14 protein-coding genes are annotated in these 17,896 nt (G+C 68.9%); 10 read left to right on the top strand and 4 right to left on the bottom strand.

Annotated elements, in window-relative coordinates; translation table 11 throughout:
• Positions 1 to 103: 103 nt before the first annotated feature.
• Genes AB0E94_RS34070 through AB0E94_RS34045 form a run of 6 tightly spaced genes read left to right on the top strand, consistent with a single transcriptional unit; the run spans position 104 to position 7,719 of the window.
• On the top strand, positions 104 to 1,075 hold the full coding sequence (locus tag AB0E94_RS34070) for an ABC transporter permease subunit (protein WP_360335026.1): 972 nt from the start codon (positions 104 to 106) through the stop codon (positions 1,073 to 1,075).
• A complete protein-coding gene (locus AB0E94_RS34065; RefSeq protein WP_360335024.1) occupies positions 1,072 to 1,941 on the top strand; it encodes a carbohydrate ABC transporter permease in 870 nt (289 codons plus the stop codon). The genes AB0E94_RS34070 and AB0E94_RS34065 overlap by 4 nt, the downstream gene beginning before the upstream one ends.
• 12 nt (positions 1,942 to 1,953) lie before the next feature.
• Positions 1,954 to 3,594, top strand: a complete 1,641-nt coding sequence (locus AB0E94_RS34060; protein WP_360335022.1) for an extracellular solute-binding protein — start codon at positions 1,954 to 1,956, stop codon at positions 3,592 to 3,594.
• Entirely contained in the window at positions 3,591 to 5,063 is a 1,473-nt protein-coding gene (locus tag AB0E94_RS34055; protein ID WP_360335020.1) for a xylan 1,4-beta-xylosidase, read from the top strand. The genes AB0E94_RS34060 and AB0E94_RS34055 overlap by 4 nt, the downstream gene beginning before the upstream one ends.
• On the top strand, positions 5,060 to 5,707 hold the full coding sequence (locus AB0E94_RS34050; RefSeq protein ID WP_360335018.1) for a hypothetical protein: 648 nt from the start codon (positions 5,060 to 5,062) through the stop codon (positions 5,705 to 5,707). Before AB0E94_RS34055 ends, AB0E94_RS34050 begins: the two co-directional genes overlap by 4 nt.
• Entirely contained in the window at positions 5,704 to 7,719 is a 2,016-nt protein-coding gene (locus AB0E94_RS34045) for a beta-galactosidase (RefSeq protein ID WP_360335016.1), read from the top strand. Before AB0E94_RS34050 ends, AB0E94_RS34045 begins: the two co-directional genes overlap by 4 nt.
• Before the next feature lie 196 nt (positions 7,720 to 7,915).
• Here the strand turns inward: AB0E94_RS34045 and AB0E94_RS34040 are convergent, their stop codons facing one another.
• Together AB0E94_RS34040 and AB0E94_RS34035 are read right to left on the bottom strand one after the other, a co-directional pair.
• On the bottom strand, positions 7,916 to 8,602 hold the full coding sequence (locus tag AB0E94_RS34040; protein ID WP_360335014.1) for a hypothetical protein: 687 nt from the start codon (positions 8,600 to 8,602) through the stop codon (positions 7,916 to 7,918).
• Positions 8,603 to 8,653: 51 nt separating this feature from the next.
• On the bottom strand, positions 8,654 to 10,732 hold the full coding sequence (locus AB0E94_RS34035) for an alpha-glucuronidase (protein ID WP_360335012.1): 2,079 nt from the start codon (positions 10,730 to 10,732) through the stop codon (positions 8,654 to 8,656).
• 254 nt (positions 10,733 to 10,986) lie between these two features.
• Between AB0E94_RS34035 and AB0E94_RS34030 the strand changes: the two genes are divergently transcribed.
• Positions 10,987 to 13,158, top strand: a complete 2,172-nt coding sequence (locus AB0E94_RS34030; RefSeq protein ID WP_360335010.1) for a rhamnogalacturonan lyase — start codon at positions 10,987 to 10,989, stop codon at positions 13,156 to 13,158.
• On the opposite strand, the gene AB0E94_RS34025 is transcribed toward AB0E94_RS34030, so the two are convergent.
• Both AB0E94_RS34025 and AB0E94_RS34020 read right to left on the bottom strand, forming a co-directional pair.
• Positions 13,101 to 14,309: an NAD(P)-binding domain-containing protein gene (locus tag AB0E94_RS34025; RefSeq protein ID WP_360335008.1), complete on the bottom strand. Its 1,209-nt coding sequence runs from the start codon at positions 14,307 to 14,309 to the stop codon at positions 13,101 to 13,103. The genes AB0E94_RS34030 and AB0E94_RS34025 overlap by 58 nt on opposite strands.
• Positions 14,310 to 14,311: 2 nt before the next feature.
• The gene (locus AB0E94_RS34020) at positions 14,312 to 14,857 is read right to left on the bottom strand and encodes an OsmC family protein (protein WP_360335006.1); all 546 of its coding nucleotides are present in this window, start codon (positions 14,855 to 14,857) and stop codon (positions 14,312 to 14,314) included.
• An 88-nt stretch (positions 14,858 to 14,945) separates the two neighbouring features.
• Here AB0E94_RS34020 and AB0E94_RS34015 point away from each other — a divergent pair, with 88 nt between their 5' ends.
• Genes AB0E94_RS34015 through AB0E94_RS34005 form a run of 3 tightly spaced genes read left to right on the top strand, consistent with a single transcriptional unit; the run spans position 14,946 to position 17,826 of the window.
• Positions 14,946 to 16,061 carry a homoserine O-acetyltransferase gene (locus AB0E94_RS34015; RefSeq protein ID WP_360335004.1) on the top strand — a complete coding sequence of 372 codons (1,116 nt, stop codon included), beginning with the start codon at positions 14,946 to 14,948 and terminating at the stop codon, positions 16,059 to 16,061.
• On the top strand, positions 16,058 to 17,356 hold the full coding sequence (locus AB0E94_RS34010) for an O-acetylhomoserine aminocarboxypropyltransferase/cysteine synthase family protein (RefSeq protein WP_360335002.1): 1,299 nt from the start codon (positions 16,058 to 16,060) through the stop codon (positions 17,354 to 17,356). The genes AB0E94_RS34015 and AB0E94_RS34010 overlap by 4 nt, the downstream gene beginning before the upstream one ends.
• Positions 17,353 to 17,826: a CoA-binding protein gene (locus AB0E94_RS34005; protein ID WP_360335000.1), complete on the top strand. Its 474-nt coding sequence runs from the start codon at positions 17,353 to 17,355 to the stop codon at positions 17,824 to 17,826. The genes AB0E94_RS34010 and AB0E94_RS34005 overlap by 4 nt, the downstream gene beginning before the upstream one ends.
• Positions 17,827 to 17,896: the final 70 nt, after the last annotated feature.

The raw sequence follows: 17,896 nt of genomic DNA, 5'->3' as shown, positions 1-17,896 counted from the left end.
CATCCGAGGAGCGCCCTCAGCAGGCTTGACATCGATTCGTAACGGACTTAGGTTCGCCGCCATACATCCCGGTCGTTCGATGAAAGTTTCGGAAGGCTGGCTCATGCTGACAGCCCAGGCAAGCCCGTCCCGTTCCACTGAGGATCCACCCGACACCCCGATGCGGCCGCGTCGCCGCTCCTGGGCGCAGGCTCTGCGCCGGGACTGGCAGCTGTACTCGCTGGCCGTACTCCCGCTGCTGTTCTTCCTCGTTTTTCGCTATCTGCCGATGCTCGGGAACGTGATCGCGTTCCGGCGGTACGAGCCCGGCGGTGACCTGCTCGGCGAGTACTGGGTGGGGCTCCGGTATTTCCGGATGTTCCTCGCCGATCCGACGTTCTGGCAGGTCTTCACGAACACCGTGGTGATCGGCGCTCTCACGCTGCTGTTCTGTTTCCCGCTGCCGATCATGCTGGCCCTGCTGCTCAACGAGGTCCGTACCCGCTGGCTGAAGGGTTTCGTGCAGACCGTCTCCTACCTGCCGCACTTCCTGTCGATCGTGGTGGTGGCCGGCCTGATCCTGCAGACCGTCTCGATCGACGGCGTGGTCAATCAGGGTCTGCGGGCGATCGGTCAGGATCCGGTCGCGTTCATCCAGGAACCGGGCTGGTTCCGGACCATCTACGTGTCGTCGGAGGTGTGGCAGACCGTCGGCTGGGGCACGATCCTGTACCTGGCCGCGCTGACCACGATCGACAGCGACCTGTACGACCAGGCCAAGGTCGACGGCGCGAACCGCTGGCGGCAGACCTGGCACGTGACGCTGCCGGGCATCCGGCCGACCATGATCACGCTGCTGATCCTGAACATCGGCACGTTCCTGGCGGTCGGGTTCGAGAAGATCCTGCTGCTCTACAACCCGCTGACCTACGTGACCGCGGATGTCGTCGCCACGTACCTGTATCGCGTCGGCATCGTGTCGGGAAGTTTCAGTTACGCCGCCGCGATCGGACTGTTCGAGTCGCTGATCGGGCTGGCGCTGGTGCTCGGCGCGAACTCGCTGTCGCGCCGCGTGGCGGGGACGAGCCTGTGGTGACCGCGACCCGGGGCTACCGGGCGTTCCAGCTGGTCAACGGGTTCGTGCTGACTCTCGTGGTGCTGGTGACCCTTTTCCCGTTCGTCAACATCGTGGCCCGCTCGTTCAGCGGCGAGCAGGAGATCCGGTCCGGCCAGGTGAGCATCTGGCCGAAAGGCTTCAACCTCACCACGTACGAACGTGTCATGTCCGACGCCATGTTCTGGACCAACTACCGCAACACCGTGTTCTACACCGTCGTGGCCACCGCCATCGCGCTGGTCCTGACCACCTGTTACGCGTACGTGCTGTCGAAGAAGAACCTGAAGGGACGCGGCCTGCTCGTCGGGATCGCGGTGTTCACGATGTTCTTCAACGGCGGCCTCATCCCCAACTACGTGCTGGTCAGCTCCCTGGGCCTGCGCAACACGCTGTGGGCGATCGTGCTGCCCAACGCGATCAGTGTCTTCAACCTGCTCGTGATGAAGGCGTTCTTCGAGAGCCTGCCGACCGAGTTGGAGGAGGCGGCCGCGGTCGACGGCACCGGCACGTACGGCACGCTGCTGCGGATCGTGCTGCCGCTGTCCAAGGCGGTGCTCGCCACCATGCTGCTGTTCTACGCGGTGAGTTTCTGGAACTCCTGGTTCGCCGGGTTCCTCTACATGGACCGGCAGGAGCTGTTCCCGGTCACCGTCTACCTGCGCAACCTTATCGCCGGCGCGACCTCGGGCACCGACAACACCGCCACCAGCGAGGCCGCGCTGCAGATCGCCGCGAGCATCCAGGCCGTCACGATCGTCCTGATCATGCTGCCGATCATGCTCGTCTACCCCTTCATCCAGCGATATTTCGTCTCCGGCGTCATGCTCGGCGCCGTCAAAGGCTAGGAGCCCTCCCCCATGATCCAGCTGACCAGACGTCATCTCCTGACCGCCGCGGGCGCCGCGGCCGTGGCCGGGCTCGCCGGTTGCAGCGACGACGGCGGCGACACGTCGACCGAGGACAAGCGGGCCGGCGCCATGGACGGTTTCAAGGTCGGCGATCAGTTCAAGGCCACCGAGCCGCTGACCTTCCCGATCATGATGCTGAGCAACGCGGCCTACCCGTACAAGGCGGACTGGCCGTTCTTCAAGGAGCTGGCCGCGCGTACCAATGTGACGCTGGAATCGACGGCCGTGCCCGGCAGTGACTACAACCAGAAGCGCAGCGTGATGGTGAGCGCCGGGGACGCGCCGTTCATCATCCCGAAGACCTACCACCCGGACGAGGAGGCGTTCATCGCCGGTGGGGCGATCCTGCCGGTCAGTGACTACGTCGACCTGATGCCGCATTTCCAGGACAAGGTCTCCCGCTGGAACCTGCAGGGCAACCTGGACGGGTTCAAGGCCCAGGACGGCAAGTTCTACCTGCTCCCCGGCCTGCACGAGAACGCCTGGCAGGACTACACGCTGGCGGTCCGCACCGACATCATGACCAAGCTCGGCCTGACCGCGCCGGAGACCTGGGACGACCTGACCGGCGTGCTGCGCGAGATGAAGAAGGCCTACCCCGACCAATACCCGTTGTCCGACCGCTGGAGCACGCCACCGTTGCCGGGAGGCAACAACCTTCTCAATCTCATCGGTACGGCGTACGGCACCAAAGCCGCATGGGGCTGGAACCCGGTCTACTGGGACGCCACCGCGAGCCGGTTCGTCTACACCGGGGCGATGGACCAGTACCGGCAGATGCTGGAGTACGTGCACACGCTGGTGAAGGAGGGCCTGCTCGACCCGGAGAGCTTCACCCAGACCGACGACGTGGCCCGGCAGAAGTTCGCCACCGGCAAGTCTTTTGTGATCAGCGCGAACGCGCAGACCGTGGTGAACGAGGCCCGCAAGGACATCGCGAAGCTGCCCGGCGCCACGGTGGCCAAGATGATCCTCCCGATCGGGCCGGCCGGCGCCACCCTGCCCGGCGAGACCCGCCTCGAGAACGGCATCATGATCTCGAAGAAGGCACTGGAGTCGAAGAACTTCGTGGCCATGATGCAGTTCATCGACTGGCTCTGGTATTCCGACGCGGGCCTGATGTTCAGCAAGTGGGGCATCGAGGGCCAGACCTACTCCGGCAAGGTCGACGACGGCACGTTCAAACTGGACCCGGGCATCAAGTGGGCCGGCCTCAACCCGGACGCCACCAAGGATCTGCAGGTCGACTTCGGATTCTTCAACGGCGTCTTCGCGTACGGCGGCAGCACCGCCATGCTCAATTCGCAGTTCTCCGACGAGGAGAAGGCATTCCAGGCCGAGATGAACAAACGGCAGGTCCGGCCGGTGCCGCCGCCCGCGCCGCTGACCATCGAGGAACGCGAGCAGGTCACTCTCTGGGACTCCGGGCTGAAGGACCACGTCTTCCAGAACACGCTGAAGTTCGCGCTCGGGCAGCGCCCGTTGTCGGAGTGGGACGCCTACGTCAAGGAGCTGGAGGGCAAGAACTCCGGCAAGTACGTGGACACCGTGAACAAGGCGTACGACCGCTACAAGAAAGAGCACGGGTGAGCCGGTTGCCGGCCGCCTGGCGCGCGTGTGTCGGAACCGGCCGGATGGAACTCGCGCTGCGCCGGGACTATCAGGATTCGCTCGCCCTCGTCCAGCGGGAGATCGGGTTCCGGCACATTCGCGGGCACGGCCTGTTCAGCGACGGAATGGGCATCCACCGGCCGTTCCCGCACCTCGGCCACGAGCACGTGCGGCACTCGTTCACCTATCTGGACCAGGTCGTCGACGCGTACCTGGAACTGGGCGTCAGGCCGTTCCTGGAGCTCGGTTTCATGCCGGACGGCCTGGCCTCGGGCGATCAGACGGTGTTCTGGTGGAAGGGCAACATCACCCCGCCGCGGTCCTGGTCGGCCTGGGCCGATCTGGTCCGCGACACGGTCACCCACCTGGTCGACCGATACGGGCTGGCCGAGGTCCGGCAATGGCCGATCGAGGTGTGGAACGAGCCGAATCTGACCCAGTTCTGGCTCGGCGCGGACGCCTATCACCGCCTCTACGAGATCAGCGCGACCACGATCAAGGATGTGGACGCGGATCTCCAGGTCGGCGGCCCGGCCATCTCCCCCGGTTCGGACAAATGGCTGGAGACGTTCGCCGAATTCGTGATCGCCCGGGACGTGCCGATCGATTTCGTGAGCCGGCACGCGTACACCTCCGGCCCGGCCCAGCACGTGCCGTTCGGAACGCATCAGACGCTGGCCCCGGCCGCCCGTCTGCTGGAACAGTTCGCGCTGCCGCGCAAACAGCTGGCCGGCACGCCGCTGGCCGGGCTTCCGGTGCACATCACCGAATTCAACTCGTCCTACCGGCCGGACAACCCGATCCACGACACCGCTTTCCACGCCGCCTATCTGGCGCCTGTCGTCGCCTCCGGCGGCGATCACGCCGACTCGTTCTCCTACTGGACGTTCAGCGACATGTTCGAGGAGGAGGGCATTCCGGTCGCGTTGTTCCACGGCGGTTTCGGCCTGCTCACCCATCGGCAGATCAAAAAGCCGACCTTCCATCTGTACGCGTTCCTGGCGCGCATGGCCGACGAACTGCTGTCGCGCGGCCCGCACCACCTGATGACGACCGATTCCACCGGGCGGGTGACCGTTCTCGCCTGGGCGCCGGTCGACCACCAGGATCTGCGGAATTCGCCGTCCTCACATTCGTTGCGGCTGTCGGCGCCGATGACCGGGTCGTCGGCCTTCCTGATGCGCTCGTCGGTCGACGAGGACCGTGGCAACGCGTGGACGGCGTGGCGGGAGATGGGCCGCCCGGCGTCACCGGCGCACCGGCAGCTCGACGCGCTGCGGGAGGCCGCCGAGCCGGTCCGCAGCCATCGCGGGCTGCCTGTCGTCAACGGGCGCATCACGCTCGACCTGACGCTGGCCCGGCACGAGGTGACCCTGCTGGAGATCACCCCGGTGTGCGACCAGACACCGTCCTGGTGGGACGACAGCCGCCTGCTGGGGGCGTCGTGAACACCGCGCTCGGCGAACGGTTCGGAACCGGGCTGCTGTCCCAGGCCGCCGCGATGATCTACACCCTGCTCGCCGTCGGGCTGCTGACCCTGGTGACGGCCGGGCCGGGCCTGGTCCTGCTGGTGTTCCTCGACCGGGACGCGTCGAACCTGCCGCTCGCGGCTCTCGGCGTGCTCCCGGCCGGGCCGGCGCTGTCGGCGGCGATCTACGCGCTGGACCGGCGGCGGCTCGACCTGACCGATCTTCATCCGGGCGCGGCGTTCCTCCGCGGCTACTGGCTGAACGCGGCGGGCGCGTTGAAGGTGTGGGGGCTGTGGCTGCTCGTGGTCACCCCGAACCTGGCCGATCCCGGGGTTCCGCAGCTGATCGTGATCGCCGGGGCCACCCTGTGGATGCTGAACGCTCTGGTGATCACGTCACTGTTCGTGTTCCGTTTCCGTGATGTCGCGCGGCTTTCGGCGTACCTGATGATCCGCCTTTTTGGGGTGACGGTGAGTAACGCCTGCCTGATCGTGGTCGCTCTCGCCGTGGTCTGGCTGTGGTCCGAGGCCGCGCTTGCGCTGGCCGTGTCGCTGCTGGTCGTGGCGCTGCTGGGCAATGCCCGGCCGCTGGTCGCCGTGGTCCGGAAGGAGTTCGTGGCGTGAAGATCCCATATGGGGGCGACTACAACCCGGAGCAGTGGCCGAAGGATGTGTGGGAGGACGATCATCGGCTGTTCGACGCCGCACACATCGACACGCTCACGGTGGGTGTGTTCACGTGGGCGCTGACGCAGCCCGGCCCGGACGCCTACGACTTCAGCGTCCTGGACGCGATCCTCGAGCGGGCGGCGGCCGCCGGCCGGCGGATCTGTCTCGCCACCGGCACCGGCGCGCATCCGGCGTGGATGGCCCGCCGTTTCCCGTCGGTCACCCGGACCGATTTCGAGGGGCGGAAGCATCGGTTCGGGCAGCGGCACAACTCGTGCCCGAGCTCGCCGGACTTCCGGCGCTTCGCCGTGGAGGTCGCCCGGCGGATCGCCCAGCGTTACGCCGGCAATCCGGCGATCGTCGCGTGGCACGTCGGCAACGAGTACGGCGGGGCCTGCTACTGCGACCTCTGCGCCGCCGGTTTCCGGGAGTGGCTGCGGGCGCGGTACGGTTCCCTCGCCGGGCTGAACGCCGCCTGGTACACCACCTTCTGGTCGCACACGTTCACCGACTGGGACGAGATCGAACCGCCGTCGGCTCTCACCGAACACTGGCGCGGCCCCGACCACACCGCCTTCCAGGGCATCACCCTCGACTATCTGCGGTTCATGTCGGACGCGATGCTGGCGAACTACCGGGACGAGAAGGCGGCGATCCGGCGATCAGATCCGGACACGCCTGTGACGACCAACTTCATGGGGCTCTACCGGCCGATCGACTACCACCGGTGGGCGGCCGACCTCGACCTCGTCTCCTGGGACAACTATCCGCCCGATGACCGGTCGGCGGCCCGGATGGCGCTGGCCCACGACCTGATGCGCGGGATCAAGGGCGGGCAGCCGTTCTGGCTCATGGAACAGACACCCAGCGTCACCGCGTGCCGGGACGTCAACCCGCTCAAACGGCCCGGCGTGATGCGGCTGTGGAGCTGGCAGGCGGTCGCGCACGGGGCCGACGCGGTGCTGTTCTTCCAGATGCGCGCCGGTCGCGGGGCCAGCGAGAAGTACCACGGCGCGGTGATCGGGCACGCCGGCCGGTCCGACACCCGGGTGTTCCGGGAGGTCGCCGATCTCGGCGCGGAGCTCTCGGCCCTGGGCGGGATCACCCTGGGCGCGCGGACGCCGGCGCGGGTGGCGCTGCTGTTCGACTGGGACAGCTGGTGGGCGCTGGAGATCTCGGACGGGCCGTCCCGGCTGGTCCGCTACCTGGACGTGGTCACCGCGTACCACCGGGCGCTGTGGCAGCTCGGCGCCGACCTCGACGTGCTCCCGGTGACCGCCGCTCTGGACGACTACGACGTGGTGGTGGCGCCCGCCCTCCACATGATCAAGAACGACCTCGCGGACCGGCTCGCGGCGGTCGCGTTCCGCGGCGGGACGGTGCTCACCACCTTCCTGTCCGGCCGGGTCGACGAGGACGACAACGCCTTCCTGACCGACCCGCTCGGCCCGCTCCTCGGGATCCGGGTCGACGAGTGGGACGCCCGCGAAGCCGCCTACGTCAACCCGGTGACCATGAACGGCTCGACGTTCGAGTCGCGGCTGCTGTTCGAGCTGGTCATCCCGCAGGGCGCGGAGGTCGTCGGAACCTACGGGGCGGACTTCTACGCGGGGACGGCGGCCGTCACCCGTAACGCCTGGGGCGCCGGTCATGCCTGGTATGTGGGGGCCGCCCTCGACGACGCCGGGGTGACCGCGGTGGTCCGCCCGGTGCTGGCCCGGCACGGGCTGCTCGGGCCGTGCGCCGATCTGCCGGACGTGGAGACGGCCGTGCGCGTCACCCCGGACGGCGACCGTCTCCTGTTCGTCCTCAACCACGGGCCGTCACCCGTCGACCTGCCGGCCACCTGCGACGGCGTCGACCTGCTGTCCGGCCATCCCGTCCGTACCCTCGGCCCGAACGGGGTCGCCGTGTTCCCGGGGCGCGACCGCCAGCCGTCGCCCACCCCTGGAATCCGTACCCGATAACCGCCGTACGCGACGGCCGGACCTCCCGGCCGTCGCCCACCACGGGAATCCGCACCCCGAAACCACCGTGAACGACGGCCGGCGGGCTCAGCCGTCGCCCACCGCGGGAAAACGCACCCCGAAACCACCGTCAGCGACGGCCGGCGGCCTCGGCCGTCGCTCACCGCGGGAATCCGCACCGCGAGACCGCGGTGGGCTACGGCTGGTGGTCGTGCGCCAGCCGGGCCGCCTCGGATTCGGTGCCGATCGCGTCCCGGCGGGCCGGATCGGTCTGGTAGGTCTGGAGCGTGAACCCCAGGAACTTCGGGGCGATGTGCAGGCCGCCACCAGGGACCTTGATCTCCCGCAGGTCGGCCGGAACCTCATCCCAGGGAGTCCTGGTCACCCTGATCAGCCGTTTGATCGTCACGGCCTCCCGGTCGGGTTCCAGCCACGGCCACCGGCCCACGACCAGCCAGAGCGCGAACACCAGCACCAGCACCGCGAGCACCGTCATGACCGTGGTGAAGGCGCCGAGCTCGGCGATCCGTTTCTGATCCTCGCCGGGCACCCGTTCGGTCGGGACGAGGCCACCCGCCATCCACCCGATGATCACCGCCGACGCGCCCATTCCCGCCGGGGACGACCCGGCCACGAAGCGCCGGCCGTCGGGCGAGATCTCCCAGGCCGCCGGCCGTTTGCGCGCCTGCCTGGTCACCAGTAGATAGCCGGCCAGCGGGGCGCCGAGGGTGACGCCGAGCACGGCGAACGCGACGAGCAGCCCGGCCCAGCCAGGCTCGATGCCCCAGGTGAGCGTTTGCAGCCAGAGATCCTCGGCGAAACGTAGCGCGCAGGCGAGGAGAACGAACGGAACCGCCAGCAGCCGGGCGGCACGAGCAGACATCGACGCAGCCTAGAGCATGATCGTCGATTCGGACAGTGAGCCGGGCCGGGGTCAGTGGATGGGGCGGCCCTTCGCGTCGGGGATGCCGGACTTGCGGTGGAAATAGGTGTTGAGCTGGTCGCGCCACTCCTCGGCGCTGCGGCGCTGCTCGGCCAGGCGCTCGGTCACCCGGGCATGCAGGGCCGGGGCGACCAGCCCGTCCGCCTCCGCCCACCTGGACTGCATCTCGGCCACCCGCTGGGCCCCGGCGAAGTGGGTGTCGTAGATGTGCTGAATCACCGTCGAGCCGCTGTGCAGCACGTGGGCGTACGGGACGTGGTGGAAGAACAGCAGCAGCTCGTCGGGGCAGGTGCCCGGGTGCTCGAAACGCTCCGACCACGGGACCGGGTACTGGGTGGTGAAACCCGTTCCGGTGGCGGCGGTCCGGTCGACGCCCACGCCGTCCCGGTCGGCGAAGTGGTAGGTCCCCCACGGGGTGTACTCGTAGCCATCCACATCAGGGCCGTAATGGTGGCCGGGCCGGACCATGAAACCCACCCCGAGCGGGGCGGTGTACTGCTCGTACGTCTCCCACGAGTCGTCCATCAGTGCGTGCAGGACGTGCCGCAGGGCGGCCGGGGCGGCCGGGAACGTCAGCGTGATCCACTCGTCGAGGATCGCGGCCGGGGCGCGGTCCGGGGTCCAGGCCAGGCGGCCGACCGCGTAGAGGTTGGCCTGCGCCAGCGGATGCCCGGTCCAGAACGGGTCATCACCCACGTTGGCAACGGCCGACAGGACACCCCCCGCCGCGGTACGGACGGAGGCGCGCCCACCGGTGCCGACGCCGGCCGGCGACCGCCCAGGGCCGGACCGGGAGGCAGAGCCGGCCGGCCCGGCGGACACGCGCTCCGCCAAGGTCGGGGCGTCGTCGCCGGTGGGGTGGAAGCCGAGCACCCCGCTCCACATCGGCGGCAGGTAGCAGACGTGTCTCTGCTGGCCGGTGTACTCCTGGGTGACCTGCAGTTCGACGGCCAGGCGGGTGTTCGGCATGGCGAGCAGGACCGGCGACACCGGCTCGCGGGTCTGGAAGTCCATCGGCCCGTGCTTGACCTGGAGGATCACGTTGTCCCGGAATTGTCCGTCGAGCGGCGCGAAGTGGTCGTGGGCGGCGCGGGCCCGGTCGGTGCTGCGGTCGCGCCAGTCCTGACGGTGGTTGTAGACGAACGCCCGCCACCGGACCGGGGCGCCGTGCGGGGCCAGCGCGTCGGCCAGCATGTTGGCGCCGTCGGCGTGGGTCCGGCCGTAGCTGAACGGGCCGGGCTGGCCTTCGGAGTCGGCTTTCACCAGGTAGCCACCGAAGTCGGGGATCGTCTCGAACACCCGGTCGGTGGTGTCCGACCACCAGCGGCGGACGTCCGGGTCGAGGGGGTCGGCGGTCGGCAGGTCCCCCAGGATGACGGGGGCGGCGAAGTTGATCGACAGGTGCAGGCGGATCCCGTACGGCCGCAGGGTTGACGCGATCGTCGCGACCTCGCCGAGCCGGTCGGTGAGCAGGTGGGTCTCGCCGGCGTGGACGTTGACGTTGTTGACGGTGACCGCGTTGATGCCGGACGCCGCTAGCAACCGTGCGTAGTCGCCGACCCGGGTGAGGTCGTCGCGGAGACGGCCGTCCTGCCAGAAGATCGAGCCGCCGGAGTAGCCCCGCTCGACCTGGCCCATCACCCGGTGCACGAACACGTTGTCCCAGTGGTCCAGGACGCGCAGGCCGAAGGCGGGTTCCTGACGTTCGTCGGCGAGCGTCTGATCGAAAGCGGCCTCGCCGCGGCGGACCACCTCGAACAGGCCGTAGAGCAGTCCGGAGGCCCCGTCGGCGACGACCACCGTCACCGCCCCGCGCCGCCCCAGGCGGAAGCCGTCACCGGAACGGCCCGGGTCGAGTGCCAGAATCAGGTCGGCCGGTGCGCCCGTCGGTTGCACGGTTCCGCCGAAGAGGTCGCAGGCCCGGGACACCTCGGCGCGGACGGTGTCGGCGAGCGGACCGGTGGCGTCGACCCGGATCCGGCGCGAACCCAGAGCGCGGAACGACTCCGGCGGCAGCCAGGCCGGGTGGATCGCGGGCGACGGTGTCGAGTTCACGGCGACTGGGATCACGAATCCATTGAAACCATCCGATGTCTTGCCGTCGAGCACATCGCACGGCGCGCCGAGTCCGCAGATTTGAACTGTTCCAAGTCGATCTTGCAAGGAGCGATGCCAGGATATCTGAAACGATCCACGACTTTACTTACCGGAAACGTTGACGGCCGCCGATGGCCGTTGCAGACTCCCTGGAAAGCGCTTTCCTACAGCACCTTCCCTCGGGAGGAACGAAGAGCATGTGGCTCCGTACCGGAAGATTGTGCGTCGTGGCAGCCGTCCTGGCCGCCGCCCTGCCCGCGTCGCCCGTCGCCGCGCATCCCCGCGGCGGTCCGTTGATGGAACGCCTGGATCGGGGCCTGGTCGCGGCCTCGACCGGCGAGGGCGTCTTCCTGAGCTGGCGGCTGCTGGCGAACGAGGCCACCGGCTCCTCGGCGACCGGCCTGACCGGCGCGAACTTCGCGGTCTACCGGGATGGCCGGCGGATCGCGACGGTCACCGACAGCACCAACTTCCTGGACCGCGAGGGTACGGCCACCTCCCGCTACCGGGTCAGCGGATCAGGAACGGTCACCCCGTGGGCGACGAACTACACCGAGCTGCCGCTGCAGAAGCCGGCCGACGGTGTGACCCCGGCCGGCGAGGCGTACACCTACTCGGCGAACGACATGAGCGTCGGCGACGTGGACGGCGACGGGCGGTACGAGTACATCGTCAAGTGGGACCCGTCGAACTCGAAGGACGTCTCCCAGCTCGGGTACACCGGGCCGGTCTACGTCGACACCTACCGGGCCGACGGCACCCTGCTGCACCGCATCGACCTGGGCGTGAACATCCGGGCGGGCGCGCACTACACCCAGTTCCTGGTGTACGACTTCGACGGCGACGGCCGCTCGGAGATGATGATGAAGACCGCCCCCGGCACGAAGACGATCCGTAACGGGCGCGAGCGGTTCATCACCACCCCCGGCCACGCGCCGACCGAGGACCACCGGCTGAGCGCGGCCGGATACCACGAACACGTCGTGCAGATGTTCCTCGGCTGGGACAAGCACCCGGAGGTGATGGCGGGGCACTGGCCGGCGACGCTGGAGCAGGCGTTCGGCATCGCGCCGCAGTACCCGTACCCGCTGAGCCGCGCCGACGCCGAGAAACTGACCGACTACTTCATGGACGTCTACGCCCCGTCCCGCAGCACCCGTAACAACCTGCGCGCGTTCGAGGGGTTCATCGTCGACGGCCCGGAGTATCTGACCGTCTTCGAAGGCGCCACCGGACGTGAGTTGCAGACCATCGACTACAAGCCGGGCCGCCACGACGACGGCCTGATGTGGGGCGACTATGCGATGGCCCGGATCGAGCCGGCCAACCGGGTGGACCGGTTCCTGGCCGGGGTGGCCTATCTGGACGGCAGGCACCCGTCGGCGGTGTTCGCCCGTGGCTACTACACCCGCACGACCCTGGTCTCCTACCGCTGGACCGGCCGCAAGCTGGTCGAGGACTGGTATGTCGATTCGGGCTGGACGCCGATGACGAACCCGTTCAACGACTCCCCGCACGGCCGGGACGGTACTTCCGACAAATACGGAAATATAACTACTCAGGGCTTCCATTCGCTGAGCGCGGCGGATGTCGATCAAGATGGCAGGCAGGAGATCGTCTACGGCTCGGCGACGATAGACGACAACGGTGAGGTGCTCTACTCCTCGTTCGATGCGCTCCCGACCGGTGAAAACCAAAGGCTCGGGCACGGCGACGCCATGCACGTGACCGACATCGACCCGGACCGCCCCGGGCTGGAGATCTTCACCGTGCACGAGGGCGCCACGTCGGCCCCGTACGGCATGGCGATGCGGGACGCGAAGACCGGCGAGGTGCTGTTCGGGACGTACTCGGGCCGGGACACCGGCCGGGGCATGGTCGGTGACGTGCTGCCCGGCACGCGGGGTGTCGAGTCGTGGGCGAGCATGCCCGGCGGATCCGAGGCGCTCGGCCTGCACAGCGCCACCGGCGAGGTGCTGACCAGCACGATCCCCGGCACGAACGCGAGCATCAGGTGGTCGGCCGACCTGACCACGCAGATCGTCAACGGCGCGCAGGAGGTGACGCCGACGATCGACGACTGGATCCGGGGGCGGCTGCTGACCGCCGACGGGACCCGGGCCAACAACGGCACGAAGGGCAACCCGGGCCTGGTCGCCGACGTCCTCGGCGACTGGCGGGAGGAGCTGCTGGTCCGGACGGTGGACAGCTCGGCGATCCGGATCCACCTGAGCACCGAGGTGACGAACCACAAGCTGTACACGCTGATGCAGGATCCGCAGTACCGGGTCGAGGTGGCCCGCCAGCAGACCACCTACAACCAGCCGTCCTACCCGAGCTTCTACCTGGCCTCGGACACCGACTGGTCGAAGGTGCCGCGCAACGTACGGATCAGGTGATCCACGACGTAGCGGGCGTCGTCCTCGATCCCGTGCAGGAAGGTCGACCGGCGGCGGCGTAGCACCGGCAGGCCCAGGGCGTACAGCCCGGGGATGCCGGTCACGCCGCCGTCGTGGCGCAGCCGGCCCTTGTCGTCGAGGACCGGCAGGTCGAGCCACGAGTAGTCGGGCCGGAACCCGGTCGCCCACACGATCGTGCTGATCTCGCCGCTGCCCAGGTCGATCCGCAGCCGTGGCTTCTCCGGAACCCGGGTGGGCGGGAGAACGACCCGGTCGGCCAGCCCGGCCCATTCGTCGAAGCCGGCGAGCATCCGGTTCGCCTTCAGGTCGGCGAGCGAGCACACGTTGCGCAGCCCGCCGGAGAACAGCGCCACCCCGTCACGGACCGCGGCCAGCCGTCCGACCAGCTCCACCCCGGCGCCGGTCAGCGTGTTGAGGTCGACGTCGGCCCCACCGGCGAGCTGCGGCGACGGCAGCCGGCGGGCCCGGTCGAGGTCGTCCACCTCGTCGTAGCGCTGCGCCCACAGGCCGGTCTCGTGCATCCACCACAGCACGTCCCGGCCGCGGTGCCGTCGCGGCATCCGGGTGTGCTCCCCCACCGAGAGCACCACGTGCCGGCCGGACGCCCGCAACTCGGCGGCCAGCTGCACGCCGGTCGCCGAGGCGCCGACCACGAGCACCCCACCGTCCGGCAGCTTGTCCGGATTGTGGTAGTCGAACGGCGTGACCTGATGGACGCCGAGGTCCCCGAAGCCGGGCACGACCGGCACGTTGCACGCGCCACTGGCGATCACCACCGACCGGCAGCGAAGATCACCGACGGCAAACCCTTCGCCGGTACGCCGTACCGACGTCACGTTCACCCCGGTCCGGACGGGCGCCCCGGCGGCGAAACGCTCGATGAACGCGACCACCTCCGCCATCGTCATGTACCCGTCCGGGTCGTCGCCGTCGTAGTCCTGTCCGGGCAGCCGGCTCAGCCAGTTGGGGGTGAGCAGCCGCAACGAGTCCCAGCGTTCGGTGCGCCACGAGTTCGCGACCAGCCCTCGTTCCAGGACGACGTGGTCGACGCCCCGCTCGCGCAGGAAGTGGCTGGCGGCCAGCCCGGCGTGCCCCGCCCCGACGACGACCGTGGTGACGCTGCCGCCCAAGGTCAGGCGACCTGTACCGTCACGTCGGTCGGGTTGGTGAGCGCGTCGAAGACGGCCGACCGCTTCTGCGACTGGGCCACGATCGCCTCGATGTCCTCCTTGGAGGCGTCGGCGTCGATGTCGAAGGTGACCTTGATGTCGTTGTAGCCGTTACGGACGTCGGGGTCGCCGAGGATGCCGCGGATGTCGTGGTTGCCCTCGACGACAGCGGTGACCGAGCGCAGCTGGACGCCCCGGTTCTGGGCGACCGACGCGACGCCGGCGGTGAGGCAGCTGGCCAGGCCGACCAGCAGGTACTCGATCGGGGTGATGCCGTTGTCCTCGGCGGCGAACACCTCGGGGTGGTCGGCGGCGAACTCGGTCCTCGCCTTGTGCGACTGTTCGGCGCCGAGGCCGTAGAAGTTCTCGATGGTGGTGGTGCTGTGCACGCCCTTGTCCCACTTGGCGGTGGCCCGCCAGGTGAACTGGGCGGCCTCTGGGGCGCCCTTGAGGGCCTCGCGCGCGTCGAGCAGCGCCTGAACGTTGACTCCGTTATCGGTGACCGTCATGGCTGGCATCCTCCCTGGTGAAGCCTTGATCTACAACACCCATCGGGACACTAGACAATGATCTTGTCCACGCCTAGCGTTGGAGTCCGTGAAGAGTGTCGGAGTCGTCGAGACCCGTTTCCTCGACCTCCCCCAGCCGCTGTCCCTGGACTGTGGACGGGACCTTACCGGTGTCCGGGTCGCCTACGAGACGTACGGAACGCTGTCCCCCGATCGGGACAACGTGATCCTGGTGTGCCACGCGCTGTCCGGTGACGCGCACGCGGCAGGCATCGCCGCGAGCCCGCCCGAGGAGGGCACCCGGGAGGGTTACGCCAAGGGTCTGGGCTGGTGGGACGGCATGATCGGGCCGGGCAAGGCGTTCGACACGGACAGGTGGTTCGTGGTGTCGACCAACCTGCTGGGCGGCTGCCGGGGCACCACCGGGCCGTCGTCGGCCGACCCGGCGACGGGTGAGCCGTACGGGCCGGACTTCCCGGTGATCACGGTGGCCGACATGGTCCGGTGCGAGCGCGCGTTCCTCGACGAGCTCGGCATCGAACGGCTCGCCGCGGTGGCCGGCGGCTCGCTCGGCGGGATGCAGGCACTCGAATGGGCGGTCCGGTATCCGACTCAGGTCGACGCGATCGTGGTGATCGCGTCCACCCACGCGCTGCAGCCGCAGGGCGTGGCCTGGAACGCGATCGCCCGCGAGTCGATCATGCGGGACCCGGACTGGCAGGGCGGGCGCTACTACGGGACCGGCCGCTCGCCGGACGCCGGGATGGGGGTGGCCCGGATGGTCGGCCACATCACCTACCTGTCCGCGCCGGGGCTGGCCGAGAAGTTCGGGCGGCGTTTCCAGAACGGGCTCAACTACACGCTCACCGAGCCCGAGTTCGAGGTGGAGAGCTACCTGCGGCACCAGGCGGCCGCGTTCGTCAGGCGGTTCGATGCGAACACCTACCTCTACCTGTCCCGGGCGCTGACCTATTTCGAGCTGGGGCCACTCGACGAGGTGCGGGCCCGGACCCTGCTGATCTCGTTCAGCTCGGACTGGCTGTACCCGCCGGCCGCGTCCCAGGAGATCGCCGACACGCTGACGAAACTCGGCAAATCGGTGGAGAACCACGTGATCGACGCGCCGTACGGGCACGATTGTTTCCTGCTGGAAGAGGCCCGGCAGACCCCGATCGTCCGGCGATTCCTGGAAGGCGAGGCATGAGCAGAGAAGAACCGCCGCACGAGTTCGGGTTCGAGACCCGGCAACTGCACGCCGGGCAGCGGCCCGACCCGAACACCGGCGCCCGGGCGGTGCCGATCTTCCAGACCACCAGCTACGTCTTCGAGGATCCGGAGTCGGCCGCCGCCTACTTCAACCTCCAGGAGTACGGGAACACGTACTCCCGGATCATGAATCCGACGACCGCGGTCTTCGAGGAGCGGGTGGCGAACCTGGAGGGCGGCAGCGGGGCGGTGGCGTTCGCCAGCGGCATCGCGGCCCAGGCGGCGGCGCTGTTCACGCTGCTGGAGCCGGGTGACCACGTGGTCGCCTCGCAGGCGCTCTACGGCGGCACCGTCAACCAGCTCAAACACCTGCTGCGCAAGCTGAACGTGGAGCTGTCCTGGGTGGATCCGGACGACACCTCGGCGTGGCGCAAGGCGGTGCGGGAGAACACGAAGGCGTTCTTCGGCGAGACGATCGGCAACCCGGGCGGGAACGTGCTCGACATCGAGACGATCGCCACGATCGCGCACGAGCGCGAACTGCCGCTGGTCGTGGACAACACGTTCGCCACGCCGTACCTGTGCCGGCCGATCGAGTGGGGCGCGGACATCGTGGTGCACTCGGCGACCAAGTTCATCGGCGGGCACGGGACCAGCATCGGCGGGGTGGTCGTGGAGGCGGGCACGTTCGACTGGTCGAACGGGCGGTTCCCGGTGGTGGCGGAGCCGTCTCCGGCGTACCACGGCCTGAAGTTCCATGAGACGTTCGGGACCTACGGCTATCTGATGAAGCTGCGCGCGGAGACACTGCGCGACCTGGGCGGGGCGCTGTCGCCGTTCAACGCGTTCCTGTTCCTCCAGGGGCTGGAGACGCTGTCGCTGCGGATGGACCGGCACGTGGCCAACGCCCGCCGGATCGCTTCCTTTCTGGCGGAGCACCCGCTCGCCTCGAACATCACCTGGGCCGGGCTACCGGACAGCCGGTACCGGCCGCTGGTGGAGAAGTACCTGCCGCTCGGGCCGGGCGCGGTGTTCTCGTTCGACGTGGCCGGCGGGCGCGACGGCGGCCAGGACCTGATCCGCGGCGTGCAGCTGTGGTCGCACCTGGCCAACGTGGGTGACGCCAAGAGCCTGATCATCCACCCCGCCAGCACCACGCACCGGCAGCTCAGCGACGACGAGCTGCGGGCCGCCGGGGTGGGGCCGGGCACGGTCCGGCTGTCGGTCGGCACGGAGAGCGTGGACGACCTGATCTGGGACCTGACCCGGGCGTTCGAAGGGGTGACGGGATGAGCGGCTACCAGGACGCGCTGACCATCCAGCGGGTGCTCAACACGGCGAAGACGATCGCGATCGTCGGGCTGTCCGGCAACGAGCTGCGGGCCAGCTATTTCGTCGGCTACTACATGAAACGGCACGGCTATCGGGTGATCCCGGTCAATCCGCGGGAGTCGTCGATCCTCGGTGAGGTGTCGTACCCGTCGCTGGCCGAGGTGCCGGTGCCGATCGACGTGGTGAACGTGTTCCGGGCGCCGAGCGCGCTGCCGCAGATCGCGACGGACGCGGCAGCGGCCGGGGCGGGCACGCTGTGGACCCAGTTCGGGGTGGTCAACCAGGAGGGCGCGGACATCGCCGAGCAGGGCGGGCTGACCGTGATCATGGACCGCTGCCTCAAGGTCGAGCACGCCCGGTACGTGGGCCGGATGCACTGGCTGGGCTTCAACACGTCGCGGATCACCTCGGTGCGGGCAGGTCTCCAATAGGGGTGACTTTTCGGATTTTGGGGCGTTTGTCCGTTTGTGAACCCTCCCCGGTTCACCGCGCACACCACCG

The sequence above is a fragment of the Actinoplanes sp. NPDC026670 genome (genome assembly GCF_040638175.1).
In the GTDB taxonomy this organism is placed as follows: Bacteria; Actinomycetota; Actinomycetes; order Mycobacteriales; family Micromonosporaceae; genus Actinoplanes.
The sequence above is the reverse complement of the archived record's forward strand: the minus strand, read 5'-3'. Positions and strand labels throughout refer to the sequence as shown.